Consider the following 13628-nt stretch of genomic DNA (forward strand, 5'->3'; position numbering starts at 1 on the left):
GGGACCGACATGCGAATCCATAGCACCACGATCTTCTTGGCGCTGGCAGCCGTCTGCGCACTTTCACTGCAGACCACGCACGCGGCAACGCACAATAAGCCGCATCGCCACACTGCGCAAGCCAAGGCGCCGGCCGCCGACGAGCAACGCCTCGACCGCGACGATGCGCGCTATTTCCTCACCCGCGTCGGCTTTGCGCCTTCCGAGAGCGAACTCGACGCCTACGCCGGACTCACGCACCGCGAAGCCGTCGACCGGTTGCTCGCGCAGACGGGCACCATTGCCACGCAAACGCCCCCAGCGTGGGTGAACGAACCGATCATCCCCTACAACAAGCTGCCCGACGAAGATGCCCGCAAGGCGGCGCGCCAGAAGAATGCTGCGCACGAGCTGGAATTGCGGGCCTGGTGGATGGGCGAGATGATCAAGACGCCGTCGCCGCTGACAGAACGCATGACGCTGTTCTGGCACAACCATTTCGTTTCCAGTTCGCAGAAGGTGCCGTTCGCGCAATTGATGTATCGGCAAAACGTGCTGCTCCGGCTGAACGCGGTGGGCAACTTCGGCACCATGCTGCACGCCATCGGCAAAGACCCGGCGATGCTGATTTATCTGGACGGCGCCGAGAGCCGCAAGGGCAAGCCGAACGAGAACTTCGCGCGCGAGGTGATGGAGCTTTTCACGCTGGGTGAAGGCCATTACACCGAACAGGACATCAAGGAAGCCGCGCGCACCTACACGGGCTGGAGCATCGATCGCGAGCACGATTTCGCCTACATCTGGCGCCCGCAGATTCACGACACGGGCGTGAAGACGGTGTTCGGCCAGAGCGGCGATTACGACGGCGACCAGATGCTCGACATCCTGCTGTCTCGCCCCGAGACGGCCAACTTCATCGTTACCAAGCTTTGGCGCGAGTTCATTTCGCCTGACGTAGATGCGGCACAAGCGCAGCGCGTGGCCGATGCGTTCCGGGCAAGCGGATACGACATCAAGGTGGCGTTGCGCGAGCTGTTCCTCACCCAGGCGTTCTGGGCGCCGCAATCGCGCGCAACGCTCGTGAAGTCCCCGGTGGAAATGATCGTCGGCACGCTCAAGCAGTTCAATGTGCAGTACACAGACCCGACGCCGTTTGCCATCAAGGCGGCGCAGCTAGGGCAGAACCTGCTGGCCCCGCCCAACGTGAAGGGCTGGCCGGGCGGCGATGCGTGGATCAACGCGACGACGTTGCTGGGGCGCAAGCAGTTCCTCGACCAACTCTTCCGCTCGACGGAAATGAAGGCGCCGGCAGCCCAGCAGCAGGCCCAGCAACAGAGCCAACAACAGAAGCCCGGCATGATGATGGCCGCCATGCGCGAAGACTTGAAGCAGGGCGGCGCCGTGCAGGGTCTGGGGCAGGCGCTCAAGGGCATGGGTCAGGAGGGCCGCTTCAAGCTGGCGCAGTCGCAGACGATGGTGTCGTTCAACTCGGCCAAATGGCTGGCGCAGTTTGGCGCGGATGGAGATGACCCTCCGCAACTGGCCCCACGCATTTCGATCCAGCGCGCCGTGTTGCCCATCGAGCCGACCGCGCCGATTCCCGTCAAGCTCGCCGGTACGGCGTACCTGCGCACGCTGATGATGGACCCGGCTTACCAATTGAAGTAGCGCCATCGCTGCAGGAGCACACATCATGGAACGTCGCGATTTTCTGAAGGCAGGCGCCATGCTCGGCATGGGTGGCGCGGTCCCGGGGATTGTCTTTGCGCAAGGGCAAGACAAGCGCAAGGGCTACGGCAATCTGCTCATCCTCATCGAACTCAAGGGCGGCAATGACGGGCTGAACACCGTGGTGCCCTACACGAGCGCACAGTACTACGCGCTGCGCCCGCGCATCGCCATCAAGCGGGAGCAGGTGCTGCAACTGGACGACCGCTACGGCCTGCATCCGTCTTTGCAGGCGATGATGCCGCTGTGGCAGGCGGGAGAATTGTCGGTGGTGCAGGGCTTGTCGTATCCGCAGCCGAATCTCTCGCACTTTCGCTCGATCGAGATCTGGGACACGGCCTCGCGCTCCGACCAGTACCTGCGCGAGGGCTGGTTGACGCGTGCGTTTGCCGCGCGGCCCGTGCCGCCATCGTTCGGCGCCGATGGCGTGATCATCGGCACTGCTGATCTTGGCCCGCTCGACGGCGGCGCACGTGCCGTGGCGCTGGCCAATCCCGATGCGTTTCTCAACGAAGCCAAACTGGCGATGCCTTCTCATGCCATGGGCAACGCCACGCTGGCGCACGTGCTGAAGGTCGAGTCGGACATTGTCAAAGCCGCCGACGGTCTGCGTCCGAAGTCCGGCAAGTTCGCGTTCCAGACGCATTTTCCGGACGGCGGGTTCGGTAACTCGATCAAGGCGGCGATGCAGGTGGTGGCAGCACCGGGCCGTGGCGGTGCGGACGTTGCCGTGGTGTGCCTGTCGCTCGGCAGCTTTGATACCCATACCAATCAGCAAGGCACGCAGGCGAACCTGTTGCGGCAGTTGGGCGAGGGCATCGCTTCGCTCAAGAGCGCGTTGACGGAGTTGGGCCGCTGGAACGACACGCTGATCGTCACGTATTCGGAGTTTGGCCGCCGCCCTCGCGAAAACCTGAACAACGGTACGGATCATGGCACGGCTGCCGCCCATTTCGTGGCCGGTGGCCGCGTCAAGGGCGGTCTGGCCGGGCAGGGCCCGGTGCTGGAACGGCTGGACGGCGGCGGCAATCTCGACCCGTCGGTCGATTTCCGATCGCTTTACGCCACGGTGCTGGAGCGCTGGTGGGGCATGGATTCGCAGCAGGTATTGGCTGGGCGGTTTGCGCCGCTGGATCTCATCAAGGCCTGATCAAGCGCGGATCTGTGTCTTCCAGGCCAGCCAGAGCTTGCGCAGCGGCGTCAGGTCCGTACGCTGCGTGAGCACCTGGAAGCCGTCGGCTTCCACCTCGTCGAGCAGCCGCATGGCCAGCACGCCGCGAATCAGCGCTGAACGCTGCGCGCGGCGGTCTTCTGCCGGCAGCGCGGCAAGTGCTTCCTTGTAGGTCGCGCGGGCACGCTCGGCCTGAAATGCCATCAACGGCTTGAAGCCCTCTGCATACCGGCGATTGAACAGATCGGCGGCGGGTACGTTGAACCGCTGTAGTTCGTCGACGGGGATGTAGACGCGGTTATGGCGCACGTCTTCGCCCAGGTTTCGTATGAAATGGACAAGCTGTTCGGTTAACGCCATCAGCCGCGCGAACTCCAGCGTGCGTGCATGCGTCTGTCCGGCAATGCGAGCCGTCAGCCGGCCTGCCACGCCCGCCACCTGATCGCCGTGACGGCGCAGGTTGGGCCAGTCCAGATAGCGGTTCTGCATGGCGTCTGCCTCGACGCCGGCCAATAATTCGCCCAGATGCACGGCGCCGATATCGTAGCGGGCCAGATGCGGCTGCAATGCCTTCGCCGCGGGGTGCTCAGGGCGGCCCTCGAACAGCCGCGCAAGCTCCTGCCGCCACCACTGCAGCTTCGATTGCACGACCGCCGGATCGCTCGCGTCGCGTACGGCGTCTTCCAGCTCACGGCGCACGGCTTCCAGCGCGATGGTCGCGCGGCGGCGTTCGGGCGCCAGAAACAATACGCTGTAGTACACGTCGCTGCCGGGCGGTGCCGCTTTGTCGGCGCAGTAATCGTCGGGGGTCACGGGGAGGCCGTTCTGGTGAGGTTTGAAGCAGGGCAGCCATTCTACAGCGCGTTGCGGTGCAGCATGCCGTGAAGCCTTGCCTGGGCATCTGCCAAGAAAAGTCAATCAGACGCGGCCGTGTCGTTGACCCTGCGCATTGCCGTGGGTATATTACTGACCGGTCAGTTATTTACTGAGAGCGTGTCATGCCAGCGTTGCGTTTGCCGTCCCCGCATTCCGACTTCACCGGTTTCTCCGACACGCGATCTCGGCCGCGCAGGCGTTCATTGCCGACAGCGGCATCGGCGGCTTTGCTGACCGGCGCGGCACTACTGGCCGGCTGCAGCAAGGAGGCACCCAAGGCGCCCGAGGTGCGCCCGGTGCGGACCATGACAGTGACCAGCGAGCAGGGCGCCGGCACAGCGGAATTCTCCGGCGACGTACGCCCGCGCATCGAATCGCGCCTGGGCTTCCGCGTACCGGGCAAGATCGTCGCCCGGCTCGTGGACGTTGGCGCCACCGTCAAGAAAGGCCAGGTGCTTGCGCGGCTGGACCCGACCGATCTGGCGCTTGCCCAGCAATCGGCCCAGGCGCAGTTGTCGGCGGCCAAGACCGATCGCGATCTGGCCGCGGCTGATCTGAAGCGCTACTCCGAACTGTTCGCCAAGGGCTTTATCAGCGCGGCGGAACAGCAGCGCCATCAAGCCAACTATGACGCCGCGCAAGCCCGCTACGAGCAGGCCGGGGCCGGCTATCGCAACCAGGTGAATCAAGCCGGTTATGCCACGCTTGAAGCCGACGCCGATGGCGTAGTGACCGGGGTCGACGCCGAAGTCGGGCAGGTGGTGTCCGCAGGCCAACCGGTGGTGCGCGTGGCGCAAACGGCAGAGAAGGAAGTCGTGGTCGGCATTCCCGAGGATCAGGTGGACACGCTGCGCAAATCGCCCGAGGTGAGCGTGAAGCTGTGGGCCGATCAGTCGCGCAGCATTCCAGCCAAGGTGCGCGAGATTGCGCCGGCAGCCGACCCGGTCACACGCACGTACACCGTCAAGATTTCGGTACCGAATCCACCGCCGGAACTCAAGCTTGGCATGACCGCAGCGGCCACCTTTGTGCGGCCCGGCGGCGGTGGCGATAGCGGCGGCATGGGCGTGCGGGTGCCGATGAGCGCGCTGCTCCAGGGTCAAGGCAAAAACGTGGTCTGGCTGTACGACGCCGCATCGCAAACGGTGAAGCCCGTGCCGGTGACGGTGGGCGCGCCGCGCGACAACGTGCTGCTGGTGACGAGCGGCCTGCAGCCCGGCCAGACGATCGTGACCGCTGGCGTGCACCTGCTCAAGGCCGGCCAGAAGGTGATGCCGATGGCGCCGGCCGATCAGCCGTCGGCGCAGTCCGCCATCACGCCGCGCCGGTAAGCCGCATCCGGCTCCCGCCCCAACACGCCAACCTTCGCGCGCATGGAACATTCCCGTTTCAACCTGTCACGCTGGGCGCTTGAACATCAACCGCTCACGCGCTTCTTGCTGGTGGCGCTGTTGCTCGGCGGCATCTTTGCGTATTCCAAGCTGGGGCAGGATGAAGATCCGCCCTTCACCTTCCGCGCGATGGTCGTGCAGGCCTTCTGGCCCGGCGCCACGGCCGAGCAGATGTCGCGCCAGGTCACCGACAAGATCGAGAAGGCGCTGCAGGAAGTGCCGTACGCCTGGAAGATCCGCAGCTACTCCAAGCCCGGCGAAACGCTCGTCACCTTCCAGCTGGCCGACACGTCGCCCGCCAAGGAAACGCAGCAGCTTTGGTACACCGTGCGCAAGAAAGTGGGCGATATCGCGCCTACGTTGCCGCAAGGCGTGCGCGGGCCGTACTTCAATGATGATTTCGGCGACGTGTATGGCTCCATCTATGCGCTATCCGCCGATGGCTTCACTTATCGCCAGCTCAACGACTACGCCGATGCGATCCGCCAGCAGCTGCTGCGCGTGCCCAACGTCGCCAAGGTCGAACTGCTGGGCGATCAGGACGAAAAGATCTACATCGAGTTCCAGCAGGCCAAGCTGTCGCAGATGGGTCTGGACATCAACAGCATTGCCACGCAGATCAGCCAGCAGAACAACATCGGCCCCAGCGGCGTGCTGGTCACGCCGACCGACAACGTGCAGATTCGCCTGTCGGGCCAGTTTTCGGACATCCGCGATCTGGAGAACCTGACGCTGCGCGGCCCCGGCGGCACGACCAATATCCGCCTCGGAGACATCGCCACGGTCAAGCACGGCTACGTGGACCCGCCGCACGCCAAGATGCGCTTCAACGGCAAGGAGGTGATCGGCCTGGGCATCTCGATGACCAAGGGCGGCGACATCATCCAGCTCGGCAAGGACTTGCGTGCCACGGTTGACAAGATCCGCGCCAAGCTGCCGATGGGCATCGAGATGCAGCAGGTGCAGAACCAGCCGAAATCGGTGCAGAGTTCGGTGGGCGAGTTTGTGCACGTGCTGATCGAGGCGGTGGTGATCGTGCTGGGCGTGAGTTTCCTCTCGCTCGGCTTGCACACCAAGCCGAAGCTGCGCATTGACGTGTGGCCGGGCCTAGTGGTGGGCCTGACGATCCCGCTGGTGCTGGCGGTGACGTTCCTGTTCATGAACATCTTCGACATCGGGCTGCACAAGATTTCGCTTGGTGCGCTGATCATCGCGCTGGGCCTGCTGGTGGACGACGCGATCATCGCGGTCGAAATGATGGTGCGCAAGCTGGAAGAGGGCTTCTCCAAGATGGAGGCCGCCACTTTCGCGTACACGTCGACCGCCATGCCGATGCTGACCGGCACGCTCATCACCGCCACGGGCTTTCTGCCGGTGGGGCTGGCGCGTTCGACGGTGGGTGAATACACCTTCGGCATTTTTGCGGTGACGGCGCTGGCGCTAGTGCTGTCGTGGTTTGCGGCGGTGGTGTTTGTGCCGTATCTCGGTTTCCTGCTGCTACGGACGAAATCGCATGTGGAGGGCGGCGGGCACCACGAGCTGTTCGACACCCCGTTCTACAACCGCTTCCGCGGCTGGGTGAACTGGTGCGTGGAATACCGCAAGACGGTGATCGTCATCACGCTGGTGGCCTTTGGGCTGGGCGTGTTCGGCTTCAAGTATGTCGAGAAGCAGTTCTTCCCCGATTCGAGCCGCCCGGAACTGATGGTCGAGCTGTGGCTGCCGGAAGGCTCCAGCTTCAACCAGACCGAAGCTGAAGCCAAACGCTTCGAGGCGCTGATGCGCAAGGAGCAGAACGTCGACAGCGTGACGCTGTTCATCGGCTCGGGTGCGCCGCGCTTCTACCTGCCGCTGGACCAGATTCTTCCGCAGACAAACGTGGCGCAGGCCATCGTGATGCCCACTTCGCTGGAGGCGCGCGAGGGTGTGCGGCAACACGTCATCGGGCTGCTGAAGTCGCAATTCCCGCATCTGCGCGGCCGCGTGAAACTGCTGCCGAACGGACCGCCGGTGCCGTATCCGGTGCAGTTCCGCGTGATGGGCCCGGACATTGGCGGGGTGCGCAAGATTGCCGATCAGGTCAAGGCCATCATGAGCGCCAATCCGAACACCGTCGGCGTGAACGACAACTGGAACGAGAACGTCAAGGTGCTGCGCCTGGACATCGACCAGGACAAGGCGCGCGCGCTGGGTGTGTCGACCGGTTCCATCTCGCAGGTCACGCAGACGGTGATGTCCGGCGCGCCCATCGCCCAATACCGCGACGGCGACAAGCTGCTCGACATCGTGATGCGTCCGCAGGAGGACGAGCGCAACACGCTCGACGCACTGCAGCGCGTGCAAGTCCCGACCAGCAGTGGCCGCACGGTGCCGCTGACGCAGGTGGCGCGAGTTGGTTTTGCGTGGGAACCCGGCGTGATCTGGCGTGAGAACCGCGACTACGGCATCACCGTGCAATCCGACGTGGTGGACGGCGTGCAGGGCCCGACCGTGACCGCGCAGATCAACCCGTTGCTCGACAAGATTCGCGCGGACTTGCCGCCGGACTATCAGATCAAGATTGCCGGTGCGGAAGAGGAGAGTGCCAACGCGGGTGCGTCCATCGCTGCGCAGATGCCGCTGTGCATTTTCATCATCTTCACGCTGCTGATGCTGCAGCTGCACAGCTTCTCGCGCTCGGTGATGGTGTTCCTGACCGGGCCGCTGGGGTTGATTGGCGCGGCAGCCACGTTGCTGCTGCTGCGCGCCCCGATGGGCTTTGTCGCGCAACTTGGCATTACTGCGCTGATCGGGATGATCATCCGCAACTCGGTCATTCTGGTGGACCAGATCGAGCAGGATGTGGCGGCCGGCGTGCCGACGTGGAATGCCATCGTCGAGGCGGCCGTGCGTCGTTTCCGGCCGATCATCCTGACTGCGGCGGCGGCGGTGCTGGCAATGATTCCGCTGTCGCGCAGCGTGTTCTGGGGCCCGATGGCCGCCGCCATCATGGGTGGCCTGATCATCGCCACGGTCTTGACGTTGCTGTTCCTGCCGGCGCTGTATGCGGCGTGGTTCCGCGTTAAGCGGCCCGATGCGCAAGCGGTCGCCCCGACGGTCTGACGTTTGCGCCCCGGCAGCCGGTGCGAGGGAGGGGGAGTCGACCCCCTACACCACGTCAAATCGGGTAGGGATGGAAACCCCCGAACGACTGCGATATAATCGCGGGCTTCCTTTCCGGCGCCCCTGCTCAGGGGCGCCGCGATCCATCCGGCGAGGGTGGCGAAATTGGTAGACGCACCAGGTTTAGGTCCTGACGCCAGCAATGGTGTAGGGGTTCGAGTCCCCTCCCTCGCACCAAAAATCCCTTTAAAATCAACGGTTTAATTTTTCGGGTTAGCGAAAATCCAGCCGCTTTTTGCCAGTTTGGCGTCCGATTTGCCAGCATTTCCGGCGAACTTTTCCACCGCCCTGGAACCGGCCTCGGCATCCGCTGATGGCATCCACCGGCCGTAGACGCGCGCGATCATCGTCCAGTCCGCGTGGCCCATCTGCTTTGCGACCCACATGGGGTGTTCGCCGGCAGAGAGCATCGTCAACACATGGGTGTGCCTGCCTGACAGTGGCAAGGCCAAAGCCGGGCAGAGCAAAGCCAAGAAGGCGGCCAAGGCGACCAACCTGGTCATTCCGGCGCAGCCCAAGTAACGAGACCCCGCGCGTTCGCAATTGCGGCCGCATCCAAACAGCCCGCCACCCGGCGGGCTTTTTCATTTCCTCGCCATGAACCAACAATCCTTCAGCAAGGCTGCAGCCTCGCCGCCTGCGCTCGCCTGTCCATGGAGGGCGCAGAGCCACCCCGCGCGCTGGGTAGTGGGCGCATGAATGGCAGAGCAAACGGGTTGGGGCGCGCTGCTGCGCGTGGTTGCAGCAGGCGGCCTAACGCTGGATGGGAGGCCGCAAAGAATGACGATCAGCCAAAACGACGTGCTCACCGCCATTGACATCGTGGCGCTTGTGGCCAGTGGGATGCGGAGAAACTGAGGTATCTGCAGGGGAGGGAGGGGCGCTTGCTGCGGCCGGAGTTTGCGTTCCACAGGTGCCAGTGAGGCCCAAATTGTGGGTGCAAGGTGGGCGGCGCCCACGAAACGAACGTGCGTCGGCCGCGCGCGGGAGACCTCTCGAAAAAATGCAGGTGATTTCCTTTGGACATTCGCATAGAATGCGAACGCGAATTGTTCCTATTACCATTAATTGAGCCGCCTTAGTAGGCTAAAGAGCTTGCCGCGTCAGGGAAATGAAAGCAGAGAAATGTGGAGGAAGCAGCGCACAAGCCCGACTGTGGCGTGCGGCTCGCTTGGTGCTGTCGGCTGCGGCGTCCGCCGCGCTGGTGTCGGGATGCGGCGGTGGCGGAGATAGCGCTAGCACGTCTTCCCCCGCGGCAACAGATGGCCTGTCGCCCATGGCGCAGGTCGGCAAGCAAATCTTTTTCGATCAGACGCTCTCGGCCTCGGGCAAACAGTCTTGCGCGTCGTGCCATGACCCGGCGCGCGGTTTCACTGATCCGAACAATCTGGCCGTATCGATCGGCGGGCCGAATTCCGATTTGCCCGGCCTGCGAAACACGCCGTCGCTAAATTACGCTTCGTTCACGCCCAACTTCAAGATCGACAGTACCGGCAAGGCTTCCGGCGGTTTCTTCCGCGATGGCCGGTCTGCGTCGCTAGCGGACCAGGCACAGCAGCCGTTCACCAACGCGTTTGAGATGGCCAACCTCTCGGCCGACGATGTTTTCAAAACGCTGTTGACGCGCCCTTACCTAGAACAGTTCAAGGCCGTGTTCACCCCCGCCGGCATCCAGGACAGCGCGAACGCCATGCAGAGCATCGGCCGCGCGCTGGCGGCCTTCCAATCTGAAGACCCGAGCTTCCACACCTTCGACAGCAAGTTCGACGCCTACCTCGCCGGCAAGACAAACCTGACGGATGCCGAGACGCGCGGCCTGCTGCTGTTCAACAACCCGACCAAGGGCAACTGCAACGCTTGCCATATCTCCACAGGCAAGGGCAGCACTCCGGCGTTGTTTACCGATTTCACGTACGACAACGTCGGTATTCCGCGCAACTGGAGCATCGCCGCCAACCAGGAAGGCACCACGCTGCCGTACGTGCCGAAGAACGGCCTGGCGCTGGGCAATCCGAACTACAGCTATTACGACCTCGGCATCTGCGGGCCGCTGCGTACCGACTTCCGCGTAGGTGGCTCGACATGCGGCAAGTTCAAAGTGCCGACGCTACGCAACATCGCGCTGACGCCACCGTATTTCCACAACGGCGTGTTCCAGACGCTGGATCAGGTGGTGGCGTGGTACATCACGCGCGATACCGACCCCGGCCGCTGGTACGTCAAGGCCGACGGCACACCCGATGTGCCATACAACGATCTGCCGGTCGCCTTCGATGGCAACGTGAACGTGACCGAAGTGCCATACAACCCAGGCACCGCGCCGTCGCTGACGAACCAGGAGATGAGTGATCTCGTGCATTTCCTGTGCACGCTCACCGACGGATTTGATCCGGCCAACCCGTCGGCCTATCGCGTGCCAGCACAATGCAGTTCCACCGCAGCCAGCGTGGGTGCCGCCCGTATCCAGACCGTCTCTGCCAGCGGAGCCACGCTGAGCAAGACGGCAACAAGCAAGTAAGCCAATTCAAAATTTCAAGACCAGGGAGCGTCATAGCATGAAACGAACCGCCTTGTCGGTAGCCGCCGCCATTGCGCTGATGGGGGCTGGCGCAGCCAATGCCGCCACCACCGCGCAACTCGAACAGAAACTCGACGCCATGGCCGCGCAGATTGAAGCGCTCAAGGCCGAACTGCAAGAGGTGAAGGCGCAGAACGCGACGCTTGCCACGCAGCAGCAGACGCAGGCGAAGGCACAGGCACAGCAAACCGCGGCCCTGCAAGACGTGCAGCAGACCGTGCAGACGGCACAGCTCGCCTCGACCAGGCCATCGCCGCTGGACAACCTCACGCTGTGGGGCTACGGCGAAGCCAACTACAGCCGCCCGACGCGCCGTTCCGAAGACACCAAGTTCGACCTTGCGCGCGCAGTGTTCGGTATCGGCTACAAGTTCGACGACAAGACGCGCTTCAACTCCGAATTCGAGATCGAGCACGCCATTACGTCGGCCACCGACTCGGGTGAATTCGAAGTCGAGCAGTTCTACATCGACCACAAGCTGACCGACAAGATCGGCCTAAATGCGGGCCTGTTCCTGATCCCAGCGGGGTTCATCAACCGCAACCACGAGCCGACCAATTACTACGGCGTGCATCGCAACTTTGTCGAGACGCTGATCATCCCGAGCACGTGGCGTGAGGGCGGTCTCTCGCTGTACGGCGATACCGATTTCGGCCTGAACTGGAATGTGGGTCTGACTACCGGGCTGGACCTGGCCAAGTGGAACTTCAACCCGGAGAACCCGCTGTTTAAGTCCGCGCTGGAGATGCAGAACAACGCCATCGCCCCGATGCAGACCTCGCACCAGGAACTGGGGCTGGCCAACGCCAAGAACCTGTCGCAGTATGTGGCGCTGAACTACACCGGTATTTCGGGCGTGACGCTGGGCGGCTCGGTCTTCACGGGCAAGAGCAGCCGGTCGAGCACCGAAGCCGCGCTGCCTGAACAGCGCGCCACGCTGTACGAAGCGCACGCGCGTTGGACGCCGGGCAAGTGGGATCTGTCTGCCCTGTATGCACGCGGTACGTTCAGCAACACCGCTGCCGCCAATCAGCTGAACCCGGGTGCCGCCAACCCGATGCCGGCGGCGTTCTACGGCTGGTATGCACAGGCGGCCTACAACCTGTGGCAGAAGGGCGACTACCGCTTCGCGCCGTTCGTCCGCTATGAACGCTACAACATGGCCGAGAAGTACGAAGGTCTGGCTCCGAGCTTCACGATGCCTGCCGGTTGGCCCTCGCTGTCGGACACCGTGTACACCATCGGCGCGAACTTCTATCTGAACCCAAACGTGGTCTTCAAGGTGGACTACCAGCGCTTCAAGCAGAACCGCGATTTCTCTCGTGTGGATCTGGGTCTGGGCGTGTCGTTCTAAGCTGCGGGAGCGGCAAATCCAAGGAGGTGCAAGCCATGCGTTACCAGCCAGTGCCCATTGTTCTTGTCTGTGCCGCCGCCGTGGGGGCGCCGGGCATGATTGTCACCAAGGCGTTTGCGGCGGACTACCTGTCCGCTGCCGAGGCCCAGAAGGCAATGTTTCCCGGCGCCACAGGCTTTGAGCCGGTGCCGCTCACGCTCTCTGCCGACCAGCTCAAGCAGTTGGCCGAACGTGCGGGCGGCCCGGCCAAGCCGGGCGCGTGGCGCGCATGGCAAGCCAAGCAAGGTGATAAGACACTCGGCTACTTCGTAACCGACGCCGTCATCGGCAAATTCGAGCTCATCAACTACGCCGTGGCCCTGAACACCGCCGGCGAGATCAGCGGCGTGGAAATCCTTACCTACCGAGAAAGCCACGGCTACGAAGTCCGCAACAAGCCGTGGCGCGCACAGTTTCTGGGCAAGTCGGCCAAGTCGGCGCTGCGTGTGGGCGATGACATCAACAACATCAGCGGAGCAACGTTGTCGTGCACGCATCTCACCGATGGCATCCGGCGCATTGCGGTGATGGCGCAGTTGGCGCTCGTCCAGCGCTGATGCGCGCGACTTGCCGGCGCGCGCGGCCGTTGCTCGGCACCCTGGTCGACGTGCAGGCTGAAGGGCCGGAGGCGGAAGCCGCCGTGGCGGCCGCGTTCGACGAGATGGCCGCTGTGCACGCATTGCTCACTTTTCATGCGAAGGACAGTGAACTGCAGGCCATCAATCGCGCGGCGCCGGGTGAGAGGCTCATTGCAGATTCTCGGACCCTTGCCGTTCTGCGCCTTGCGGCTGAACTGCACGTCGTGTCGGAGCGCGCATTCGATTGCCGTGTCGGCCCCTCCGACTTGCTCTCGGACAGGCGGTTTCCCATTTCCTTCGACGGCGACATCGTCGTCAAAGAAACCTGCGCATACATGGATCTTGGAGGCATCGCCAAGGGTTTTGCGGTGGATTGTGCGATCGAGGTGTTGCGCACCTTCGCGGTCGAGCGCGCGATCGTGAATGCCGGCGGCGACTTGCGCCACCACGGCGCCTGGCCGATGTCGGTGCAGGTGCGTGACCCGCAAAACGCTGCCCGTGTTGCAACGTCTGTGCTGCTCGACAACGCGGCACTGGCGAGTTCGACGGCTGGCGGTTTTGGCGCAGTCGCCGAAAGTGCATCCCGCATCCGCGATGCTCGCGGCAGGTTGCTGCCACCGCTTGCCGGTGCAACGGTGCAGGCGCCCACCTGCATGCTGGCCGACGCGCTGACCAAAGTCGTGCTTGCCACTGGCGATGCAGCGCATCCGCTGTTGAGACGATACGGCGGGGCTGTGGTCGTATACTCGCCAGCTTAGCCGGCCGACAGTGC

Annotated in this window: 12 protein-coding genes and 1 tRNA gene; 10 read left to right on the plus strand and 3 right to left on the minus strand. The window is 63.6% G+C overall.

Annotated elements, in window-relative coordinates:
* Positions 1-9 precede the first annotated feature (9 nt).
* Together AAHM38_RS13095 and AAHM38_RS13100 are read left to right on the plus strand one after the other, a co-directional pair.
* Complete coding sequence (locus tag AAHM38_RS13095) at positions 10-1647, plus strand: DUF1800 domain-containing protein (RefSeq protein WP_116576589.1); 1638 nt, start codon at positions 10-12, stop codon at positions 1645-1647.
* Positions 1648-1672: 25 nt separating this feature from the next.
* Positions 1673-2857 (plus strand): DUF1501 domain-containing protein, encoded by a 1185-nt coding sequence (locus AAHM38_RS13100; RefSeq protein WP_116576590.1) that lies wholly within the window; start codon positions 1673-1675, stop codon positions 2855-2857.
* On the opposite strand, the gene hpnD is transcribed toward AAHM38_RS13100, so the two are convergent.
* On the minus strand, positions 2858-3691 hold the full coding sequence (gene hpnD / locus AAHM38_RS13105) for a presqualene diphosphate synthase HpnD (protein ID WP_116576591.1): 834 nt from the start codon (positions 3689-3691) through the stop codon (positions 2858-2860). It abuts the gene before it with no gap.
* A 169-nt stretch (positions 3692-3860) separates the two neighbouring features.
* On the minus strand, positions 3861-4061 hold the full coding sequence (locus tag AAHM38_RS13110; protein ID WP_257019873.1) for a hypothetical protein: 201 nt from the start codon (positions 4059-4061) through the stop codon (positions 3861-3863).
* Between AAHM38_RS13110 and AAHM38_RS13115 the strand changes: the two genes are divergently transcribed.
* The 3 genes from AAHM38_RS13115 (at position 3982) to AAHM38_RS13125 (ending at position 8484) form a co-directional block, all read left to right on the plus strand.
* Entirely contained in the window at positions 3982-5085 is a 1104-nt protein-coding gene (locus AAHM38_RS13115; protein WP_257019872.1) for an efflux RND transporter periplasmic adaptor subunit, read from the plus strand. The two genes, AAHM38_RS13110 and AAHM38_RS13115, sit on opposite strands and share 80 nt — an antisense overlap.
* Before the next feature lie 42 nt (positions 5086-5127).
* Entirely contained in the window at positions 5128-8247 is a 3120-nt protein-coding gene (locus AAHM38_RS13120) for an efflux RND transporter permease subunit (protein WP_116576593.1), read from the plus strand.
* A 150-nt stretch (positions 8248-8397) separates the two neighbouring features.
* A tRNA-Leu gene (locus tag AAHM38_RS13125) sits at positions 8398-8484 on the plus strand.
* A gap of 23 nt (positions 8485-8507) precedes the next feature.
* Here the strand turns inward: AAHM38_RS13125 and AAHM38_RS13130 are convergent.
* Complete coding sequence (locus tag AAHM38_RS13130) at positions 8508-8693, minus strand: integrase (protein WP_257019871.1); 186 nt, start codon at positions 8691-8693, stop codon at positions 8508-8510.
* Between AAHM38_RS13130 and AAHM38_RS13135 the strand changes: the two genes are divergently transcribed.
* The 5 genes from AAHM38_RS13135 to AAHM38_RS13155 all read left to right on the plus strand — a co-directional run bounded on the left by AAHM38_RS13135 (position 8692) and on the right by AAHM38_RS13155 (position 13614).
* Complete coding sequence (locus AAHM38_RS13135) at positions 8692-8829, plus strand: hypothetical protein (protein ID WP_165835799.1); 138 nt, start codon at positions 8692-8694, stop codon at positions 8827-8829. The genes AAHM38_RS13130 and AAHM38_RS13135 overlap by 2 nt on opposite strands.
* Before the next feature lie 589 nt (positions 8830-9418).
* The gene (locus tag AAHM38_RS13140) at positions 9419-10825 is read left to right on the plus strand and encodes a cytochrome-c peroxidase (RefSeq protein ID WP_116576594.1); all 1407 of its coding nucleotides are present in this window, start codon (positions 9419-9421) and stop codon (positions 10823-10825) included.
* Between the two features lie 37 nt (positions 10826-10862).
* A complete protein-coding gene (locus AAHM38_RS13145; protein ID WP_116576595.1) occupies positions 10863-12239 on the plus strand; it encodes a porin in 1377 nt (458 codons plus the stop codon).
* 35 nt (positions 12240-12274) lie between these two features.
* Entirely contained in the window at positions 12275-12835 is a 561-nt protein-coding gene (locus AAHM38_RS13150; protein WP_012762062.1) for an FMN-binding protein, read from the plus strand.
* Positions 12835-13614, plus strand: a complete 780-nt coding sequence (locus AAHM38_RS13155) for an FAD:protein FMN transferase (RefSeq protein ID WP_116576596.1) — start codon at positions 12835-12837, stop codon at positions 13612-13614. Before AAHM38_RS13150 ends, AAHM38_RS13155 begins: the two co-directional genes overlap by 1 nt.
* Positions 13615-13628 lie beyond the last annotated feature (14 nt).

It is taken from the genome of Ralstonia sp. OTU4908, from assembly GCF_038440115.1.
Taxonomy (GTDB): Bacteria; Pseudomonadota; Gammaproteobacteria; order Burkholderiales; family Burkholderiaceae; genus Ralstonia; species Ralstonia pickettii.

What these genes read in the sequence shown, in the direction of transcription:
- AAHM38_RS13095 (WP_116576589.1), top strand. Translation starts at nt 10, where the DNA reads ATGCGAATCCATAGCACCACGATCTTCTTGGCGCTGGCAGCCGTCTGC.
- AAHM38_RS13100 (WP_116576590.1), top strand. Translation starts at nt 1,673, where the DNA reads ATGGAACGTCGCGATTTTCTGAAGGCAGGCGCCATGCTCGGCATGGGT.
- AAHM38_RS13110 (WP_257019873.1), bottom strand. Translation starts at nt 4,061, where the DNA reads ATGGTCCGCACCGGGCGCACCTCGGGCGCCTTGGGTGCCTCCTTGCTG.
- AAHM38_RS13120 (WP_116576593.1), top strand. Translation starts at nt 5,128, where the DNA reads ATGGAACATTCCCGTTTCAACCTGTCACGCTGGGCGCTTGAACATCAA.
- AAHM38_RS13135 (WP_165835799.1), top strand. Translation starts at nt 8,692, where the DNA reads ATGGGGTGTTCGCCGGCAGAGAGCATCGTCAACACATGGGTGTGCCTG.
- AAHM38_RS13130 (WP_257019871.1), bottom strand. Translation starts at nt 8,693, where the DNA reads ATGTGGGTCGCAAAGCAGATGGGCCACGCGGACTGGACGATGATCGCG.
- AAHM38_RS13140 (WP_116576594.1), top strand. Translation starts at nt 9,419, where the DNA reads ATGAAAGCAGAGAAATGTGGAGGAAGCAGCGCACAAGCCCGACTGTGG.
- AAHM38_RS13145 (WP_116576595.1), top strand. Translation starts at nt 10,863, where the DNA reads ATGAAACGAACCGCCTTGTCGGTAGCCGCCGCCATTGCGCTGATGGGG.
- AAHM38_RS13150 (WP_012762062.1), top strand. Translation starts at nt 12,275, where the DNA reads ATGCGTTACCAGCCAGTGCCCATTGTTCTTGTCTGTGCCGCCGCCGTG.
- AAHM38_RS13155 (WP_116576596.1), top strand. Translation starts at nt 12,835, where the DNA reads ATGCGCGCGACTTGCCGGCGCGCGCGGCCGTTGCTCGGCACCCTGGTC.